Annotated in this window: 16 protein-coding genes; 7 read left to right on the plus strand and 9 right to left on the minus strand. The window is 66.0% G+C overall.

Annotated features, from left to right (window positions below):
* Window positions 1-45 precede the first annotated feature (45 nt).
* From KVP10_RS02220 to KVP10_RS02245, 6 genes are all read right to left on the minus strand, one after another.
* Window positions 46-678, minus strand: coding sequence for an IMPACT family protein (locus tag KVP10_RS02220; protein WP_217962826.1), 633 nt, complete (start codon window positions 676-678; stop codon window positions 46-48).
* 22 nt (window positions 679-700) lie between these two features.
* Window positions 701-2,299, minus strand: coding sequence for an ABC-F family ATPase (locus KVP10_RS02225; RefSeq protein WP_217962827.1), 1,599 nt, complete (start codon window positions 2,297-2,299; stop codon window positions 701-703).
* Between the two features lie 523 nt (window positions 2,300-2,822).
* Window positions 2,823-3,779, minus strand: coding sequence for an LD-carboxypeptidase (locus KVP10_RS02230; protein WP_217962828.1), 957 nt, complete (start codon window positions 3,777-3,779; stop codon window positions 2,823-2,825).
* Between the two features lie 77 nt (window positions 3,780-3,856).
* Entirely contained in the window at window positions 3,857-4,414 is a 558-nt protein-coding gene (gene tadA, locus KVP10_RS02235) for a tRNA adenosine(34) deaminase TadA (RefSeq protein WP_376810917.1), read from the minus strand.
* Between the two features lie 50 nt (window positions 4,415-4,464).
* Window positions 4,465-5,313, minus strand: coding sequence for an HAD family hydrolase (locus KVP10_RS02240; protein ID WP_217962829.1), 849 nt, complete (start codon window positions 5,311-5,313; stop codon window positions 4,465-4,467).
* 73 nt (window positions 5,314-5,386) lie between these two features.
* Window positions 5,387-6,880 carry an NAD(P)H-hydrate dehydratase gene (locus KVP10_RS02245; protein ID WP_217962830.1) on the minus strand — a complete coding sequence of 498 codons (1,494 nt, stop codon included), beginning with the start codon at window positions 6,878-6,880 and terminating at the stop codon, window positions 5,387-5,389.
* A 321-nt stretch (window positions 6,881-7,201) separates the two neighbouring features.
* On the opposite strand from KVP10_RS02245, the gene KVP10_RS02250 reads away from it, so the two are divergent.
* The 3 genes from KVP10_RS02250 (at window position 7,202) to KVP10_RS02260 (ending at window position 10,343) form a co-directional block, all read left to right on the plus strand.
* Window positions 7,202-8,548 (plus strand): MFS transporter, encoded by a 1,347-nt coding sequence (locus KVP10_RS02250; RefSeq protein ID WP_217962831.1) that lies wholly within the window; start codon window positions 7,202-7,204, stop codon window positions 8,546-8,548.
* A 110-nt stretch (window positions 8,549-8,658) separates the two neighbouring features.
* Window positions 8,659-9,585, plus strand: coding sequence for an ABC transporter ATP-binding protein (locus tag KVP10_RS02255; RefSeq protein WP_217962832.1), 927 nt, complete (start codon window positions 8,659-8,661; stop codon window positions 9,583-9,585).
* Entirely contained in the window at window positions 9,582-10,343 is a 762-nt protein-coding gene (locus KVP10_RS02260) for an ABC transporter permease (RefSeq protein WP_217962833.1), read from the plus strand. The genes KVP10_RS02255 and KVP10_RS02260 overlap by 4 nt, the downstream gene beginning before the upstream one ends.
* 108 nt (window positions 10,344-10,451) lie before the next feature.
* Here KVP10_RS02260 and KVP10_RS02265 read toward each other — a convergent pair whose 3' ends face one another.
* Window positions 10,452-10,934: a YajQ family cyclic di-GMP-binding protein gene (locus KVP10_RS02265; protein WP_217962834.1), complete on the minus strand. Its 483-nt coding sequence runs from the start codon at window positions 10,932-10,934 to the stop codon at window positions 10,452-10,454.
* Window positions 10,935-11,035: 101 nt separating this feature from the next.
* Window positions 11,036-11,866 carry an oxidoreductase gene (locus KVP10_RS02270; RefSeq protein ID WP_217962835.1) on the minus strand — a complete coding sequence of 277 codons (831 nt, stop codon included), beginning with the start codon at window positions 11,864-11,866 and terminating at the stop codon, window positions 11,036-11,038.
* Between the two features lie 77 nt (window positions 11,867-11,943).
* On the opposite strand from KVP10_RS02270, the gene KVP10_RS02275 reads away from it, so the two are divergent.
* Window positions 11,944-12,627: a FadR/GntR family transcriptional regulator gene (locus KVP10_RS02275; RefSeq protein WP_217962836.1), complete on the plus strand. Its 684-nt coding sequence runs from the start codon at window positions 11,944-11,946 to the stop codon at window positions 12,625-12,627.
* A gap of 71 nt (window positions 12,628-12,698) precedes the next feature.
* On the plus strand, window positions 12,699-13,955 hold the full coding sequence (locus KVP10_RS02280) for a CynX/NimT family MFS transporter (RefSeq protein ID WP_217962837.1): 1,257 nt from the start codon (window positions 12,699-12,701) through the stop codon (window positions 13,953-13,955).
* Here the strand turns inward: KVP10_RS02280 and KVP10_RS02285 are convergent.
* Complete coding sequence (locus tag KVP10_RS02285) at window positions 13,952-14,575, minus strand: TetR/AcrR family transcriptional regulator (protein WP_217962838.1); 624 nt, start codon at window positions 14,573-14,575, stop codon at window positions 13,952-13,954. The genes KVP10_RS02280 and KVP10_RS02285 overlap by 4 nt on opposite strands.
* Window positions 14,576-14,945: 370 nt before the next feature.
* Here KVP10_RS02285 and soxC point away from each other — a divergent pair, with 370 nt between their 5' ends.
* Both soxC and KVP10_RS02295 read left to right on the plus strand, forming a co-directional pair.
* Window positions 14,946-16,169, plus strand: a complete 1,224-nt coding sequence (gene soxC, locus KVP10_RS02290) for a sulfite dehydrogenase (protein ID WP_246600290.1) — start codon at window positions 14,946-14,948, stop codon at window positions 16,167-16,169.
* Window positions 16,156-16,761, plus strand: a complete 606-nt coding sequence (locus tag KVP10_RS02295; protein WP_217962840.1) for a c-type cytochrome — start codon at window positions 16,156-16,158, stop codon at window positions 16,759-16,761. Before soxC ends, KVP10_RS02295 begins: the two co-directional genes overlap by 14 nt.
* Window positions 16,762-16,837 lie beyond the last annotated feature (76 nt).

Consider the following 16,837-nt stretch of genomic DNA (forward strand, 5'->3'; position numbering starts at 1 on the left):
CAAAAACGTCAAGCGCGCCTGAATCACATGGCGCGGCGCAAGGCATTACCCGCCCCGCATCGAATCCGCACGAAGCACGTCCTGTCGCGCGTCGTGCTCCTGCCATTCCCCCTGCCCCCGCGTCAGATCCGCATACAGCGCCCTGAGTGCGGACACCGCGGCGACGGGCACGTCCAGCGTCCAGTGCACGCCCCGGGCATCGAAATCCTCGGCCTCGATGCGGGCGCCGCACTGCGCCAGGCGCGCCCGCAGCGCCGCAATGTCGGCATAAGGACAATGGCATGCGATGCGCGCGAACTCGACGATTTCCACCTTCCCGGCCAGGCGCAGGCATTCGGCCGCCGAACCGCCATAGGCGCGGGCCAGGCCCCCAGTGCCCAGCTTGATGCCGCCGAACCAGCGCGAAACCAGCACCGCGACGCGATCGCACTGCTGGCTATGGATGGCTTGCAATATGGGGCGGCCCGCAGTGCCGCCCGGCTCGCCGTCGTCGCTGCTGCGATAGGCCGGGCCGATCCGATAGGCCCAGCAATTGTGAGTGGCCGCAGCCTGGGAACGCGCCTGGATGAAGCGCAAGGCCTCGGCCGGCGTCCCGACAGGCGCCGCGCACACCAGGAAACGGCTCTTGCGGATTTCCTGTTCATGGACCGCCTCTGCGGCCAGGGTGTGGCAGCTCATGCGCGAGCCCGCCCGGCGCCGCTCAAGCGGCTTCGCGGGAGCCCAGATAGTCTTCGTAGCCGCCCATGTAGTCGACGATGCGCCCGTCGGGCATGATCTCGATCACGCGCGTGGCTATGCCCGACACGAATTCGCGGTCATGCGAGACGAAGACCAGGGTCCCGGCATACTTTTCGAGCGCGAACTGCAGCGACTCTATCGATTCCATGTCCAGGTGATTGGTAGGCTCGTCCAGCAGCATCACATTGTGCCGCCCCAGCATCAGGCGGCCGAAGCTCATGCGGTTCTTCTCACCCCCCGACAGCACCCGCACCGCCTTGACGATATCGTCGGCCGAGAACAGCAGCCGCCCCAGCACCGAACGCAGCGCCTGGTCGTCGTCGCCCGGCTTGCGATAGGCGCTCATCCAGTCGAACAGATTTTCGTCGGACTGGAATTGCTCGGACACATCCTGGGCCATGTAGCCGATGTCGGCATTCTCGGACCACTTGACCGAGCCGGCGTCCGGCGCCAGGTCGCCGGCCAGCATGCGCAGCAAAGTGGTCTTGCCCACCCCGTTGGCCCCGACGATGGCGATCTTCTCGCCGGCCTCTATCATGGCCGACAAGGGGCGTATCACGGGGTGGTCGAAGGCCTTGGCCACATCCTCGATATTGACCGCCTGGCGATGCATGACCTTGTTCTGCTCGAAGCGTATATAAGGATTCTGCCGCGACGAAGGCTTGACCTCTATGGCGCCCGCTTTGATGCGGTCGATCTGCTTCAGGCGCGAGGTCGCCTGGCGCGACTTCGACTTGTTGGCGGCAAAGCGGCGCACGAAGTCCTGCAGCTCGGCCACGCGCTCCTTGGCCTTGGCATTGGCCGCGGTGACGCGCTCGCGCGCCTGTGTGGAGGCCAGCATATAGTCGTCGTAATTGCCCGGATAAATGCGCAGTTCGCCGTAATCCATGTCGGCCATGTGAGTGCAGACCTGGTTCAGGAAGTGGCGGTCGTGGCTGATGATGATCATGGTGCTCTGGTAGCCGTTGAGCACATCCTCCAGCCAGCGGATGGTATTGATGTCCAGGTTGTTGGTGGGCTCGTCCAGCAGCAGCACATCGGGGTTGGAGAACAGCGCCTGCGCCAGCAGCACCCGCAGCTTCCAGCCCGGGGCGACCTCGCTCATCTGCAACTGGTGCTGCTCCACGCCGATTTCCAGCCCCAGCAAAAGTTCGCCGGCACGCGCTTCGGCCGTGTAGCCGCCGAATTCGGCGAACCTGGCCTCGAGGTCGGCGGCATGCATGTAGTCTTCTTCCGTCGCGTCCGGGTTGGCATAGATGGCATCGCGGTCGGTCATCGCCTGCCACATTTCCGCATGGCCCATCATCACCACGTCCAGCACGCGCAGATCCTCGAACGCGAACTGGTCCTGGCGCAGCTTGCCCAGGCGCACGCCCGGCTCCAGCGTCACATTGCCGCTGGTGGGCTCCAGGTCTCCGCCTATGATCTTCATGAAAGTAGTCTTGCCCGAGCCGTTGGCCCCGATCAGACCATACCGGTTGCCCTCGCCGAACTTGGCGTTGACATTCTCGAACAAAGGCTTGGGGCCGAACTGGATCGTTAGATTGGAGGTGGAAATCACTGGGAAAGTCGCAAGAAAAAATAGATAAGGGAAATACTGGAAAACTTGTTAGTTTAACAAGCGCCCATTCCTAGGCTTGCAGGCTCATATATAGATTCATATATAGGTAGGCTTGCAGGCTCATAATAGGCTTGCAGGCACATATATAAGAGCTTACAGGCTCATGTACATACAGCTGCACTCTCGGACCAGAGACGTAGACAAGACACTCCCGACAGAAACCAGCACGTCCGCCCCACACGCCACCGTCCAGCGCCGCGGGCGGCTGGGGCTGGTCAGGCTCGTCCGAGCCCGCCGCCACCGCAGGGCGTTTTGGGGGATGCAAGGGAGGCACTGTTTGAGCCCGACGGGTGCGCACCAGCTGGGGGCTGGTGCGCCGGGCGAGTTTGCCGACCGCCCCCAAAACGTCCGGAGGTCAAGGGCAGCCCCGGCTCAGCCGGGGCCGGGCGAGCGAGCCTGACCAGCCCCAGCCGCCCGCGGCGCGGGTAAAGAACCCCAAAAACTCAATACTCAAGCTCAAAGCTCAATGCTCATGCTCATCCAGCACCAGATGCGCCATGCCGTCCTCGGTAGCGATACCCACCTTCCTTCCTACCGGCAAAGTCGCCTTGACCTTGACATGCCCATACGGCAGCCCCGTAATCACCGGCACCTTCACCGTAGCCCGCAGCCAGCGCAGCACCGAAGGCATGTCGAAGCCATTGTCATGAGGCGCCAGCCTGTAGTCCGTGAAACTCCCCAGCACAATCGCCTTCTGGCGCCCCAGCACGCCCGCCTGCCACAACTGCGCCAGCATGCGCTCGACGCGGAAAGGATGCTCGCCCACATCCTCCAGAAACAATATGCCGCCGCGGATACGCGGCATATAAGGCGTCCCCAGCAGCGAAACCACTATCGCCAGATTGCCGCCCCACAGTATGCCGCGCGCATCGACCGCGTCGGAACCGGGCGACTCGAAACTCAAGATCTCCAGCTCGCCGCGCATCGCCTCCGCGAACAAATCCGCCGTGAGATCATCCATCGACTCGCCGCCGAAATCGAAGACCGCCGTCGGCCCCGCATAACTGCATGCCCCGGTGCGCGCCAGCAGCGCCAGGCTGAACGCCGTGAAATCGCTCTGGCCGATGAAAACCTTGCCGCTGTCGGCCACCGCCTGCCAGTCTATGGCCGGCAGCAGGCGGCTCAGCCCATAACTGCCGCGCGTGGCCATCACGATGGGCTGCTTCTGCTTCAACGCACGGGAAATCGCCGCCAGGCGCTGCTTGTCCGTGCCGGCGAAACGCTCGTGCACCGCCAGCGCGGCGCGATCGACCACGGTCTTGAAACCCAAAGCCCCCAAGCGGGCAGCGGCCCTTTCCAGGGAGCCGGGATCGGCCACCGCGCCCGAGGGCGAAATCAGATAAATGCCGCCGGCTTCGTGGCGATGGTGGTGGTGATGTCCGGTATGGCTCATGGCGTCAAGGTCTGTAGGGTTGGGCATATAAGGCCGGGTGCAGGCCGTAGTATAAAAGCGCCGGGCGCCGGCGGCAGGCCGCCTTCGGCCCGTAAAGCAGGCCGCTAGCCTGCCGCGGGCTTGGGCCGCGCGCGGCGCTCGCGGAAAAAAGCGCGCAGCAACTCGCCGCATTCATCCTGCAGCACGCCCCCCAGCACCTGCGTCTGGTGGTTGATGCGCGGATGCGTATGAAAATCCAGCACACTGCCGCAGGCGCCGGTCTTGGGATCGCTGGCGCCGTACACCACCCGCGCCAGCCGCGCGTGCAGCATCGCCCCCAGGCACATGGCGCAGGGCTCCAGCGTCACGTACAGGCTCATGCCAGGCAAACGATAATTGCCCACGGCGGCAGCCGCCGCGCGCAAGGCCACGATTTCGGCATGCGCAGTAGGGTCGCTGCCGGAAATGGTGCGATTGAAACCGCTGCCCAGCACCCGGCCCGAGGCGTCCAACACCACCGCGCCCACCGGCACCTCGCCCTCCGCGCGCGCCAACAGGGCTTGCTGCAGCGCCAGCCGCATCGCGGCGGCATCGTCGGGCAATGCCGCGCCGGCCGCCCCTGCGGCCTCGCCCCCGGCACGCTCGGGCGTATCGGCACCCGCGGGCGTTCCTTGCCCGGGCATATCCGCCTGCCTGGGCATATCAGCATCCATGGGCTTTCCCGGCATGGCGATCAGCCCCGATAAATACGGGCTTGCAGGGCAATGCGGCCGGCCAGGCTTTCCACCGCCTCTTCCAGCCACTGGTACAGTTCCGCGTCCTCGCCGTAGCGCGCCTGGTTCAGGTTCGAGACGCGGCCCTCCTGGATAAAGCCCCAGGCCCGGCTGCGCATTTCGCGGTGCTTGGGATTCCACACGCCGAAAGCCACCCCGCCCGACTTGCGTATCAGCGAGAAGCACGGAATATCGGTATAGCCGTCTCCGACGAAGATCATCTGCTCGAACGGCACGCGCAGCTTGTCCTCGGGAACCTTGCGGTTGACCTCGAAAGGCTTGTTGCGCGAGCTTGTCCCGACGATGCCCTTCTGGATGTGGAACAGGTAGCGGGTCTTGTCGGTGAAGCTGACGATGCGGCGCGGGAAGTGGATGCCGCCCTGCTCGTCGTAGATGAATTCGGACGCCCAGATATCGGTGAACTCCTTGGCGATGGGCGTGCTGCGCACCACGTCGCCTATGCCGCTGGTGATCAGGTAGAACTCCAGTTGCACCCTGGGGTGCTTCTCGCGCACCAGCGCCCGCAAGCGCCCGAAGAAAGATTCCACCCCCTCGTGCAGCGGCAGCCGCGCGCCCCATTCGGTCAGGCGCTCGCGCGTGATCAGGCCGTGGCGCCGCGACTTGGAGAGTTCGATCATGCAATACAGATAGGCCGGCACCGGGTCCCAGTCCTGCTCGGACAATAGCGGGCCGACGCGCCGCGACCAGAAATCGCCGATATCGACGCCGATATCGGCCAGGAAACCCGAAGTGCTGTCCGGAGCCAGCGTATCGTCGAAATCGAAAACCAGTGCGATGACATCGGACATAGGCGACCTTAGCAATACTGTCTGTTCCCGCCGGGAACGAGGCTGCCAGTGTAACGCGGGCGCCGGGGCCGGCTCAGGCGTCCGGCCCGGCGGCTGGAGCCTGCATGGCGGACTTGAGCGCGCGCAGCACCGGCGGCAGCGTGTGCACCAGGTCTTCGGCGATCAGGCCGGGGCCGAAAGCGCGCGCCGTCTCGCCGTGCAGCCAGGCCGCAGCGGCAGCGGCGAGAAACGCGTCCATGCCCTGGGCCATGAGGCCCGCGATGAGCCCGGACAAAACATCGCCCGTACCGGCGGTGGCCAGGTCGGCGACGCCATTGGTGTTGATCACGGCGCGGCCGTCCGGCGCGGCGATGACGGTGTCGGCCCCCTTGAGCAGCACCACCGCGCCGCTTTCGCGGGCGGCATAGCGCGCCCGCATCAGCTTGCTGCCCTCGCAGGGAAAAATGCGCGAGAACTCGCCCTCGTGCGGGGTAAGCACGCAAGGGCCGGTGATCGCCGAGAACAACAACTGCGGATCGCGCGCGAAACAAGTGATCGCGTCCGCGTCCAGCACCGTCTTGCGCTGCGTGGCCAGCACCTCCAGTACATTCTTGCGGGTGGTGTCGGACACGCCCGCGCCGGGCCCTGCGACGATGGCGTTCTTGCGCGCATCGGCCAATAATTGCACCAGGCTGTCCGGCCCCTGCAGGGGCTGCACCATGACGCTGGTCAATGCCGCCGCGTATACCGCCCATACCGGCTGCGGCGCGGCCACCGTGACCAGCCCCGCCCCGACCCGAGCGGCGGCTGTCGCGGCCAGGCGCGCCGCGCCGGTCAGCGCCGCCCCGCCCAGCACCAGCACATGGCCCCGATGGTATTTATTGGCTTGCGCCCCCGGCCAGGGATACTGCGCCTGCCACAGCCGCGGCGCATTCTCGTGGCAGCGTGGCGGGGCCTGCCGCAGCACTGCGCCGGGTATGCCGATATCGGCCACCAGCACTTCGCCGCAGAGCCTGCGGCCCGGCATCAGGCAGTGCCCGGGTTTCTTGCGGAAAAACGTGACGGTGAGCGCGGCGGGCACGGCGGCCCCGAGCACTTCGCCGGTCTCGCCGTCCAGCCCGCTGGGCACGTCCACGGCGCAGACCGGCAGGCCGCTGTGCGCCACGGCCTCCAGCACGGCACGCGCCTGCCCCTGGATCGGCCGCGACAGGCCGGCGCCGAACAAGGCGTCCACCACCAGCCCGGCGCCTTCGAGCAGCCCGGGGCTCCAGGCCTCGACCGGGCCGGTCCATAAAGCCGCGTGCTGCGCGGCATCGCCGGCGGGACTGCGTCCGCCCAGCAGCACCAGCCGGACGGGCCACCCGGCGTCAGCGAGGTGGCGTGCGGCAACGAAGCCGTCGCCGCCATTGTTGCCGGGCCCGCACAGCACCAGCACCGGCATGCGCGGCCAGCGCGCGAGCACGCCGTCGGCCACCGCCTTGCCGGCAGCTTCCATCAGGGCCGCACCCTCGATGCCGCCGCGAATGGCCGCTGCATCGGCCGCAGCCATTTCCTTGGGTGTGAGTAATGCGTTGTCGTTGGGATCCATGCCTTTTGCCCAGCCTGCGATTCGAGCGACGCGGTCGCGCGCCGGATGCCGCACGCAGGCCGCACGGCCGGCGGCCTGCACGCACTGACTGCATCATAAACTAAACATGCAAAACCCCGGACATGCGCGCCATGCCCGCCCAATAGCCCACGGGCCATGCGCTACGGGCCATGCTCCTCGGGCCTGGCGCTGCGCCTTGCACCATATGGCTTGATGGGGCCGTTCGCCGCCCTGCTCATCGAGCATTACGGCCCACGCGCGCATCAAATAAAATTGGGCCGATAATTACGCCTCCAGCCCAAATCCTGCGCCGCCCATTCCATGCTTGCCCAAGCCCTCTCGGACACCCTGAAACGACGTGGCATCCATTACGCCTGGTTCGTAGCCTTCATTTGCTTCCTGACCATGCTCACGTCGTCGGCGGCGCTGGGACTGCCGGGCGTGCTGCTCAGGCCCCTGGGCAAGGAATACGGCTGGGACGTCGAGCAGATTTCCTCCGCCCTGGCGCTGCGCTTTGCGCTATACGGGCTGATGGGGCCGTTCGCCGCGCTGTTCATCGAACGCTACGGCCTGCGCAAAGTGATTTCCACGGCCCTGGCGCTGGTCACCGCGGGTATGCTGCTGGCCCTGCCTATGACCTCGCTATGGCAACTGGTGGTGCTGTGGGGCCTGGTGCTGGGACTGGGCTCCGGCCTGACGGCGCTGGTGCTGGGCGCCATCGTGGCCAGCCGCTGGTTCGAGGCGCGCCGCGGGCTCGTGATCGGCATGCTGACGGCCAGTACCGCTACCGGCCAGCTCGTGTTCCTGCCGGGCGCCGCCTGGCTGGTGGAAAACTACGGGTGGCGCGCATCCGTCATCCCCGTCTGCCTGTTTGCCGCCCTGGTCATTACCCTGGCCCTGCTGTTCATGCGCGACCGGCCCGAGGACCTGGGGCTTGTCGCCTACGGCGCCGACCCTCGCAGCGCCGTGGCGGCGCCGGCCGCGGCCAGCCCCGGCGCGCCACGGCACGCTCCGCTGACCGCCCCTTTGCGGATCTTGCGCGACATGCGCGCCAACCGCACGTTCTGGATACTGTTCGCCACCTTCTTCATCTGCGGCTTGAGCACCAACGGGCTGATACAGACCCATTTCATCACGCTCTGCGGCGACTTCGGCCTGTCGCCCGTGCCGGCGGCCTCGGTGCTGGCCATGATGGGCGCCTTCGACCTGTGCGGCACGATATTTTCCGGCTGGCTGTCCGACCGCTACGACAGCCGCAAACTGCTGTTCTGGTATTACGGGCTGCGCGGGCTGTCGCTGTTCTGGCTGCCCCATTCACAATTCACTTTCTATGGCCTGTCGATCTTCGCCCTGTTCTACGGCCTGGACTGGGTAGCCACCGTGCCACCCACCGTGCGGCTGGCGAGCACCGCCTTCGGCAAGGAGCGCGCCGGCATGGCCTTCGGCTGGATCTTCGCCGGACACCAATTGGGAGCCGCCACGGCGGCATACGGCGCGGGCGCCACGCGCAGCCTGCTGCTCACCTATGTTCCGGCCCTGTACGCGGCGGGCACGGCCTGCCTGATCGCCGCCATCCTCGCCATGCTGATACGCCGGCCCGGGGCGAGCGCCCCGGTGCCGACGGCGCCCGCGGGGCCGGCCGGCGCCGCGGCGGCCCAAAGCTCCTGAGGCCGAACCGGCGCGAATCGCGCTCCTGGCCCAGCAGGTACACTACCAAGCTGTCCCATATGGCGATGCGCAGCCGCCCCGCAAGGGCGGGCCGCAAGCCCATGCCACCCATGACACCTATTCTTTCGATTTCGTCGGTTTCCAAGACCTACGCCGGCGGCTTCCAGGCGCTGAAGAACATCAGCCTCGAGATCAACAAGGGCGAGATCTTCGCGCTGCTCGGGCCCAACGGCGCGGGCAAGACCACGCTGATCAGCATCGTCTGCGGCCTGGTCACCCCCAGCACCGGCACCGTCCTGGCCGGCGGCCACGACATCCTGCGCGACTATCGCAAGGCCCGCGCGCTGATCGGCCTGGTGCCCCAGGAACTCACCAGCGACGCCTTCGAATCGGTATGGAACACGGTCAGCTTCAGCCGCGGCCTGTTCGGCAAGCCGGCCGATCCGGCCTATATCGAGAAAGTGCTGCGCTCGCTGTCGCTCTGGAACAAGAAGGACAACCGGCTCATGACCCTGTCCGGGGGCATGAAGCGCCGCGTGCTGATCGCCAAGGCCCTGGCCCACGAGCCGCAGATCCTGTTCCTGGACGAACCCACCGCCGGCGTGGACGTGGCGCTGCGCAAGGACATGTGGGAACTGGTGAATTCGCTGCGCGCCACCGGCGTGACCATCATCCTCACTACCCACTACATCGAGGAAGCCGAAGAGATGGCCGACCGCGTCGGCGTCATCAACAGGGGCGAGATCATCCTGGTGGAAGAAAAGACCGAGCTGATGCGCAAGCTCGGCAGCAAGCGCCTGATCCTGGACCTGCAGGCGCCGCTGGCCGGCATTCCGCCCGAACTGGCCGAACAGCCGCTGAGCCTCGGGCCGCAGGGCACGGAGCTCATCTACACCTACGATGCGCGGCGCGAACACAGCGGCATCGCGACGCTGCTCAAGGGCCTGCACGACGCGGGCATCACGTTCAAGGACTTGCGCACCGAACAGAGTTCGCTGGAGGACATATTCGTGGGCCTGCTCAAGGAAAAATCATGAACTGGTACGCCATGCGCGCCATATACCGATTCGAGATGGCGCGGGCCTGGCGCACGGTGATGCAGAGCATCGTGGCGCCGGTCATTTCCACCTCGCTGTATTTCATCGTGTTCGGCACCGCCATAGGCGGGCGCATCAACCAGATCGACGGCGTCAGCTACGGCGCCTTCATCGTGCCCGGCCTGGTAATGCTGTCGCTGCTTACGCAAAGCATCGCCAACGCATCGTTCGGCATTTATTTTCCGAAATTCACCGGCACCATCTACGAAGTGCTCTCGGCGCCCGTATCGTATTTCGAGATCGTGCTGAGCTATGTGGGCGCGGCGGCGTCCAAGTCCATCATCCTGGGCGTCATCATGCTGATCACCGCGGCCTTCTTCGTGCCGCTGCGCGTCGATCACCCCGCCTGGATGCTGCTGTTCCTGGTGCTGACCGCCTTCACCTTCAGCTTGTTCGGCTTCATCATAGGCCTATGGGCCGACAATTTCGAAAAGCTGCAGTTCGTGCCCATGCTGATCGTCACGCCGCTGGCCTTCCTGGGCGGCAGCTTCTATTCCGTGAACATGCTGCCGCCCTTCTGGCAGACGGTGACCCTGTTCAACCCCGTGGTCTACCTGATCAGCGGCTTTCGCTGGAGCTTCTACGGCATCGCCGACGTCAACGTCTACGTGAGCCTGGGCATGACCCTGGTCTTCCTGGCGCTCTGCCTGGGGCTGGTGGGCTGGATCTTCCGCACGGGCTATCGGCTCAAGCCCTAGGGCCCGTTGATACTACATGGGATGCCGCACCGGCGCCCATTTGCCTGCCAGCCCGCAGCGCCCGTTTGTCGCCCGAGGCGCCCGGAGGGCGCCCCGACACGGCCGGGTTCAGTCGCGGAAATTATTGAACTGCAGCGGCAGGTCGACTTCGGTCTTGCGCAGCAGCGCCATGGCCGCCTGCAAGTCGTCGCGCTTCTTGCCGGTGACGCGCAGCTTGTCGCCGTTGATCTGCGCCTCGACCTTGAGCTTGGCGCCCTTGATCGCGGCGATCAATTTCTTGGACACGGCCTGCTCTATGCCCTGCTTGACCGTGATGCGCCGGCGGGCACCCGCCACGTTCTCTTGCGGCTCGGCTATGTCCAGGCAGCGCACATCGATGTTGCGCGCCGACAGGCGTCCGCGCAAGATGTCGAGCATCTGGTTGAGCTGGAAGACGCTGGGCGCGGACTGCGTCACGACATACCCCTCCAGCTCGTAGCGGGCATCGGTGCCCTTGAAATCGAAACGCGTCGCCAGCTCGCGGCTGGCCTGGTCCACCGCGTTGGCGAGTTCATGCTTGTCTACTTCGGAGACGACGTCGAAAGAAGGCATAGGACTGTTCCTGTGGAAGTGAAAAGTGTACTGCGACCATCGGCAGCCGCCCAAGGCGGAGATGGCGCGGTGCCCGCATTTACGCCGGGCCGCGGGCGCCCCTACTCGTCGAAATCGGTGCTCTGCGCAAGCGATGCCCAGCGCTCGAATTCGGTGCCCAGTTCCTCGAGCCTGGTGCGTGCGCGCTTCAGCGCATCCGACCCCAGCAGCAGGTGCGCGGGCGGGTCGTCGCTGGCGACGATCTGCAAGATCGCGGCCGCCGCCTTGGCGGGGTCGCCGCGCTGGTGGCCCGAACGCGTGCTGCGCGCCTCGCTGATCGGTTCGCACACGGCCGTATATTCCGCAATGCTGCGAGTGCTGCGCTTGAGCGAGCGCCCTGCCCAGTCGGTACGGAAAGCCCCCGGCTCTACCGCGGTGACCTTGACGCCGAAACCCGCCGTCTCCTTGCCCAGCGATTCGCTGATGGCCTCGAGCGCGAACTTGCTGGCGTTGTAGATGCCTATGCCCGGGCCCGTAGTCAGCCCGCCTATGGAAGTGATATTGATGATGCGCCCGCCGCGGCGCCCGCGCATATGCGGCAGCACCGCCTTGATGAGGCCGAGCGCCCCGAACACATTCACTTCGAACTGGTGCCGGATATCGGCCATGCTCGCCTCTTCGATGGTGCTTTCGAAGCCGTATCCGGCATTGTTCACCAGCACGTCGATGGCGCCCACGCGGCTTTCCACCTCGTCGACGACACGGCGTATATCGGCTTCGTGCGTCACATCCAGCAGCACGCCGTGCGACCGGCCTGGGGTCACGGCGTCGAATTCGGCGCGCTGGGCTTCGTTGCGCAGCGTACCCACCACCATGTCGCCCTGCGCCAGCGCGGCCAGAGCCAGCGCACGGCCCAGGCCGGTGCTGGTTCCCGTGATCAGCCATGTATTCATTGCTTGTTCTCCTTGATACGCTTGATTTCTTCCGTATTTTGCCTCACAATCAAATCATCCGATGATTTAATCATTTAATGATCTCCTTAGCCTCCAAGACCAGTCTGGCCGAAACCGCCGCCCAGGGCATCCAGCGCGAAATCCTGGACGGCCGCTGGGCCGTCGGCTCACGCATCCCCAACGAGCCCACGCTCGCATCCCTGCTCGGCGTCAGCCGAGGCACCGTGCGCGAAGCCGTCAGGATGCTGGCAACGCAGGGGCTGCTGGAAGCGCGCCAGGGTTCCGGCACCTATGTGCGTGCCTGCTACGACCCGGGCCGCACGCTGCAGCAGATGCGCCGCGCCACCTTGCGCGACCAGGTCGAAACCCGCTGTGCCCTCGAAGTCGCCGCGGCCAGGCTGGCCGCCGTGCGCCGCACGCCCGAAGATCTGCTCCGTCTCGAAAAGCTGGTGCAGGCCCGCGGCGAATACCGCGACGGCGAGACGGAACCAGGGTTTGCCGCGCGCGATTTCGCCTTTCACAGCGAATTCGTGCGGGCCTCGCACAATCAGGCCTTGATCGAGACTTATGTGTTCTTCGCCACCTCGGTGCAGGAAATCATCCAGGCCACGGTCGAGCAGTGCATCCCGGAGCCCGGACAGCAAGCCCATGAAAACCTGGTGCACGGCATAGCCAGCGGCGACCCCGACCAGGCCGAGGCGGCAGTGCGCAGCTTCATGGCTCCCATACTGAATGCGCTGGAACCAGCCGCCCCAGGCTGACGCTCCTCGATCCCGCCGCTTGCACGCCGCAATCTCATACATACGCCATATCCGCCACATCGAACTGAATCATGTCCTCGGCCCCCGATAAATCCGCCACGTCTCCATCCCTGGCCCAAGCTCATGCGTCGCGCGGCGCGGCCTTGGTTCTGCTCGGCATCAGCCTGATGCTGATCGCCTTCAACCTGCGACCGGTATTTTCCAGTCTGTCGGTGCTGCTGCCCGAAATCATTCGCCACACCGGCCTGTCCTCGGCCAATGCCGGCTACCTGACCACGCTGCCGGTGCTGTGCCTGGGCCTGTTCGCCCCCCTGGCTCCCGGCCTTGCGCAACGCTACGGCATGGAACGCACGCTGCTGGGCATGCTGGTGCTGCTGGCCGCCGGCACCGCGCTGCGCGGCCAGGGCAGCATCTCGGGCCTGTTCATCGGTTCGGCGCTTGCCGGCGCCGGCATCGCCGTGGGCAATGTGCTGCTGCCGGCCCTGGTCAAGCGGGACTTCGCCGGACATACCGCCGGCATGATGGGGCTCTATACCATGGCATTGTGCGGCGGCGCCGCGGCGGCGGCCGCTTTCACGCTGCCGCTGGCGCATGCCATGGGCGATTCCTGGACGGCCGCGCTGGCCGTCTGGGCCCTGCCCGCGGCCGTGGTGGCACTGGTCTGGGCGCCGCAGTCGCTGGGCAGCCGCGGCACCCGTCCGCGCGCTCCCGCCCGGCGAGTACGCGGCCTGACGCGCGATCCGCTCGCCTGGCAAGTCACCCTGTTCATGGGCCTGCAGTCCGCCCTGGCCTATTGCGTCATGGGCTGGCTTGCGCCCATCCTGCGCGACCGCGGCCTGAGCGGCGTCACGGCCGGCCTGGTGGTTTCCGTGTCGATATTGATCCAGGTGGTGGTGAGCCTGCTGGTGCCGCCGCTGGCCGTGCGCTGCAAGGATCAGCGCCTGTTCAATGCCGCCCTGTCCGCCATCGCCGGACTCGCGCTGCTGGGCCTGCTGTTCGCGCCCCTGTCCATGGTCTGGATGTGGGCCGTGATACAGGGCGTGGGCCAGGGCGGCCTGTTCGCAGCGGCGCTCACGGTGATCGTCCTGCGCTCGCCCGACTCGCACGTCGCCGCGCATCTTTCGGGCATGGCGCAAAGCGTGGGCTATGTCCTGGCCGCCATCGGCCCCTTGCTGGTGGGCCTGCTGCACGGCTGGACGGGCAGCTACAGCGCGACTTCGTGGCTATTCATCGCGTTGAGCATAGGGTCGGGCGTCAACGGCTGGTTCGCAGGCCGCAACCGGCATGTGCGGATCGCTGCTGCCGCGCCCAAGCCTACCGCACCCTAGCCGGCCCGCACGCCGGTAGCCACGATATCGTTGAACACCGCCGCGACCGCGGCGGGGTCGTCGACCTCGGGGCGCATCCACAGGTAGCTGTAATAGTGCATGCCCAGCAGGCCCTTGAGCCTGTAGCGGGAATAAGGCTTGAACCGGCCCGCCCGCTCTCCGTCCTCCAGGACCATGCGCCAGATATTCTCGTATGCGGCATGCAGGCCCAGCACTTCGGCGCGCCGCTCGCCGGTCAGTGAGTGGCTTTCGCGGAAACACACGGTAAGTTCGGCGCGATGCCGGGCGATCACATCCAGCAGGTGGGCGCCCAGCATGTCCAGGCGCCGCCCGGGATCGGACTCCTGTTCCAGCAGCTCGCGTCCGTATCGCAGCAGCTCCAGCATGTAGCGGCAGCAGATGTCGTGCAGGATTTCTTCTTTGCTGCCGATATGGTGGTACAAGGCGCCGCGGCTCAGCTTGACCGCCTCGCCCAGCTCGGCCATGCCGATGGCGTGGTAGCCCTTTTCGGCAAAAAGACGGGCCGCGGTGGCAAATATGGCCTGCCGCGTGGACGCGCCGCGTCCGCCCTTCTCGGCCGTCACGGCCGCCTGGACCGTCTTTGCCGCTCGTGTGCCCATCGGATGATTTCCTCGCCTGGTATGGCCAAACCCCGCCCGGCGGCGAGGCAATCGATTTTAGCAAGCGGCCGGACGTGGCCAGGCGCACCCGGGCCGCCGCGCCTGCGAAACGCGCCGCCAGGCCGGGAAATGCTGGAAACCCTTGCGTGATTTCTATATACTGCCAGCACAAATAGACCGATCGGTCGGTATGTTTATTTTCCCGGCAGGCAAGCCAACGAGCGAAGCCGGCAACAGGAGGGTCTACCGCATGAGCAAACACCTGAAAAACACCGATGACTTCAGCCTGGAGCCGCTTACGGGCGGCCCCGGCGGGCCGCGTTCGGACGCGCCCTCGCGGCGCAAATTCCTGGCGCGCGGCGGCGCCGTGATGAGCAGCGTGGCAACGCTGGGCCTGGCGGGCAAAGCACTGGCCGAGACCGCCGCGGCCGCTCCAGCCGCGGCCCCCGGCGCTGATCTGCCGCCGAACATCCCTCCCTGGACCCGCAGCCTCGGGGCTCCCACGGCCAAGCCCTACGGCACTCCGTCCAAATACGAATCCTCCGTCATTCGCCATCTCTATCCGGGCCTGACCGAACCGATGTCGGCCTATAGCACCTCTCCGCTGCAAGACCTGGACGGCATCATCACGCCCAACGGGCTTTTCTATGAACGGCACCATGCGGGCGTGCCGCAGATAGACCCCGCCCAGCACCGGCTCATGGTGCACGGCCTGGTCGACACCCCGCTGCTCTTCACGGTCGACGAGCTGCGCCAGTTCCCGTCGCAGTCGCGCATCCACTTCCTGGAATGCTCCGGCAACCCCTCGTTCACTCCGCCGTGGGGCAAGACCGCGGCCGAAGTCTGCGGCCTGCTCAGCTGTGCGCAATGGACCGGAGTGCCGCTGAAGACGGTGCTGGAAGAATGCGGCCTGAAGCCGCAAGCGAAATGGGTGATCGCCGAAGGCGCCGACGGCGCCGCCATGGACCGCAGCATCCCCATCGAGAAATGCCTGGACGACGCCATGCTGGTATACAGCCAGAACGGCGAGCGCCTGCGCCCCGAGCAGGGCTATCCGCTGCGCCTGCTGGTGCCCGGCTTCGAGGGCAATATGAACGTCAAGTGGCTGCGCCGCCTGCACGTCACCGACGCGCCCGCCTACACCCGCGAAGAAACCGCCAAATACACCGACTTGCTGGCCAACGGCAAGGCGCGCAAGTTTTCTTTCGTGATGGAATGCAAGTCGCTCATCACCGCGCCGTCCGGCACCCACAAGCTCACCCGCAAGGGCAAGCACGAAATGCGCGGCATCGCCTGGAGCGGCCACGGCAAGATCACCAATGTCGACGTCTCGGTCGACGGCGGCGACAACTGGTATCCGGCCACGCTGGATGCCCCCGTGCTGGACAAGGCCCTCACGGCTTTTCGCGCACCCTTCGACTGGCATGGCGAAGAGCTCATGATCATGAGCCGCGCCATCGACGAGACGGGCTATGTGCAGCCCACGCTGCAACAGCTCATCGACGTGCGCGGCAAGGTTTCCTTCTACCACAACAACGCTATCCAGCCCTGGAAGATCGACGCCAACGGAGAGGTGACAAATGGCCGCGCATAAATCATTGATACTGGCCGGCGCAGCGGCGCTCTGCCTGGCCGCGGGCGGATCGCACGCGGAATCCCCGGCTCACGGCAAGTACGGCCTGGGCACGCCCGCCACGCCGCAACAGATCGCCGGCTGGAACATAGATGTCGCGCCCGACGGCAAGAACCTGCCTCCCGGCAGCGGCACCGTGCAGATGGGCGAGAAAATCTTCCAGAGCACCTGCGCGGCCTGTCATGGCGCCAAGCTGCAAGGCGGCATGGGCCCGGCGCTGGTGGGCGGACAAGGCAGCCTGGCGACCGCCAAGCCCTTGAAGACCGTGGGCAGCTATTGGCCCTACGCCACCACGGTGTTCGACTACGTACGCCGCGCCATGCCTTTCCAGGCGCCCCAGTCCCTGAGCAACGACCAGGTGTATGCCGTGGTAGGCTACATACTCAGCCAGAACAAGCTGATGAGCCCCGATGCCAAGGTGGATGCCAAGACACTGATGGCGGTGAAGATGCCCAACCGCGATGGTTTCATCGTCGACGACAGGCCCGACATCATCGTCGCCGCGTGCTATCACGACTGCCTGAAAAAAGGCGTGTCCGACGTCAAGCCTTAGCCTGGTTCCGGCGCATCCCGGCCGGCATATCCGGCCGGGCCCGAGTACGCTGCACCTCGCATCCCCGCTCGCAAGC

Origin of the sequence: Candidimonas humi (genome assembly GCF_019166065.1) — a bacterium.
GTDB classification, from domain to species: Bacteria; Pseudomonadota; Gammaproteobacteria; order Burkholderiales; family Burkholderiaceae_B; genus Candidimonas; species Candidimonas humi.

Excerpts from the sequence above, each read along its gene's own strand:
- KVP10_RS02250 (WP_217962831.1), top strand. The coding sequence starts at position 7,202 with ATGCTTGCCCAAGCCCTCTCGGACACCCTGAAACGACGTGGCATCCAT.
- KVP10_RS02260 (WP_217962833.1), top strand. The coding sequence starts at position 9,582 with ATGAACTGGTACGCCATGCGCGCCATATACCGATTCGAGATGGCGCGG.
- KVP10_RS02275 (WP_217962836.1), top strand. The coding sequence starts at position 11,944 with ATGATCTCCTTAGCCTCCAAGACCAGTCTGGCCGAAACCGCCGCCCAG.
- tadA (WP_376810917.1), bottom strand. The coding sequence starts at position 4,414 with ATGCCCGGGCAAGGAACGCCCGCGGGTGCCGATACGCCCGAGCGTGCC.
- KVP10_RS02230 (WP_217962828.1), bottom strand. The coding sequence starts at position 3,779 with ATGCCCAACCCTACAGACCTTGACGCCATGAGCCATACCGGACATCAC.
- KVP10_RS02280 (WP_217962837.1), top strand. The coding sequence starts at position 12,699 with ATGTCCTCGGCCCCCGATAAATCCGCCACGTCTCCATCCCTGGCCCAA.
- KVP10_RS02285 (WP_217962838.1), bottom strand. The coding sequence starts at position 14,575 with ATGGGCACACGAGCGGCAAAGACGGTCCAGGCGGCCGTGACGGCCGAG.
- KVP10_RS02295 (WP_217962840.1), top strand. The coding sequence starts at position 16,156 with ATGGCCGCGCATAAATCATTGATACTGGCCGGCGCAGCGGCGCTCTGC.
- soxC (WP_246600290.1), top strand. The coding sequence starts at position 14,946 with ATGAGCAGCGTGGCAACGCTGGGCCTGGCGGGCAAAGCACTGGCCGAG.
- KVP10_RS02255 (WP_217962832.1), top strand. The coding sequence starts at position 8,659 with ATGACACCTATTCTTTCGATTTCGTCGGTTTCCAAGACCTACGCCGGC.
- KVP10_RS02240 (WP_217962829.1), bottom strand. The coding sequence starts at position 5,313 with ATGTCCGATGTCATCGCACTGGTTTTCGATTTCGACGATACGCTGGCT.
- KVP10_RS02265 (WP_217962834.1), bottom strand. The coding sequence starts at position 10,934 with ATGCCTTCTTTCGACGTCGTCTCCGAAGTAGACAAGCATGAACTCGCC.
- KVP10_RS02245 (WP_217962830.1), bottom strand. The coding sequence starts at position 6,880 with ATGGATCCCAACGACAACGCATTACTCACACCCAAGGAAATGGCTGCG.
- KVP10_RS02270 (WP_217962835.1), bottom strand. The coding sequence starts at position 11,866 with ATGAATACATGGCTGATCACGGGAACCAGCACCGGCCTGGGCCGTGCG.
- KVP10_RS02220 (WP_217962826.1), bottom strand. The coding sequence starts at position 678 with ATGAGCTGCCACACCCTGGCCGCAGAGGCGGTCCATGAACAGGAAATC.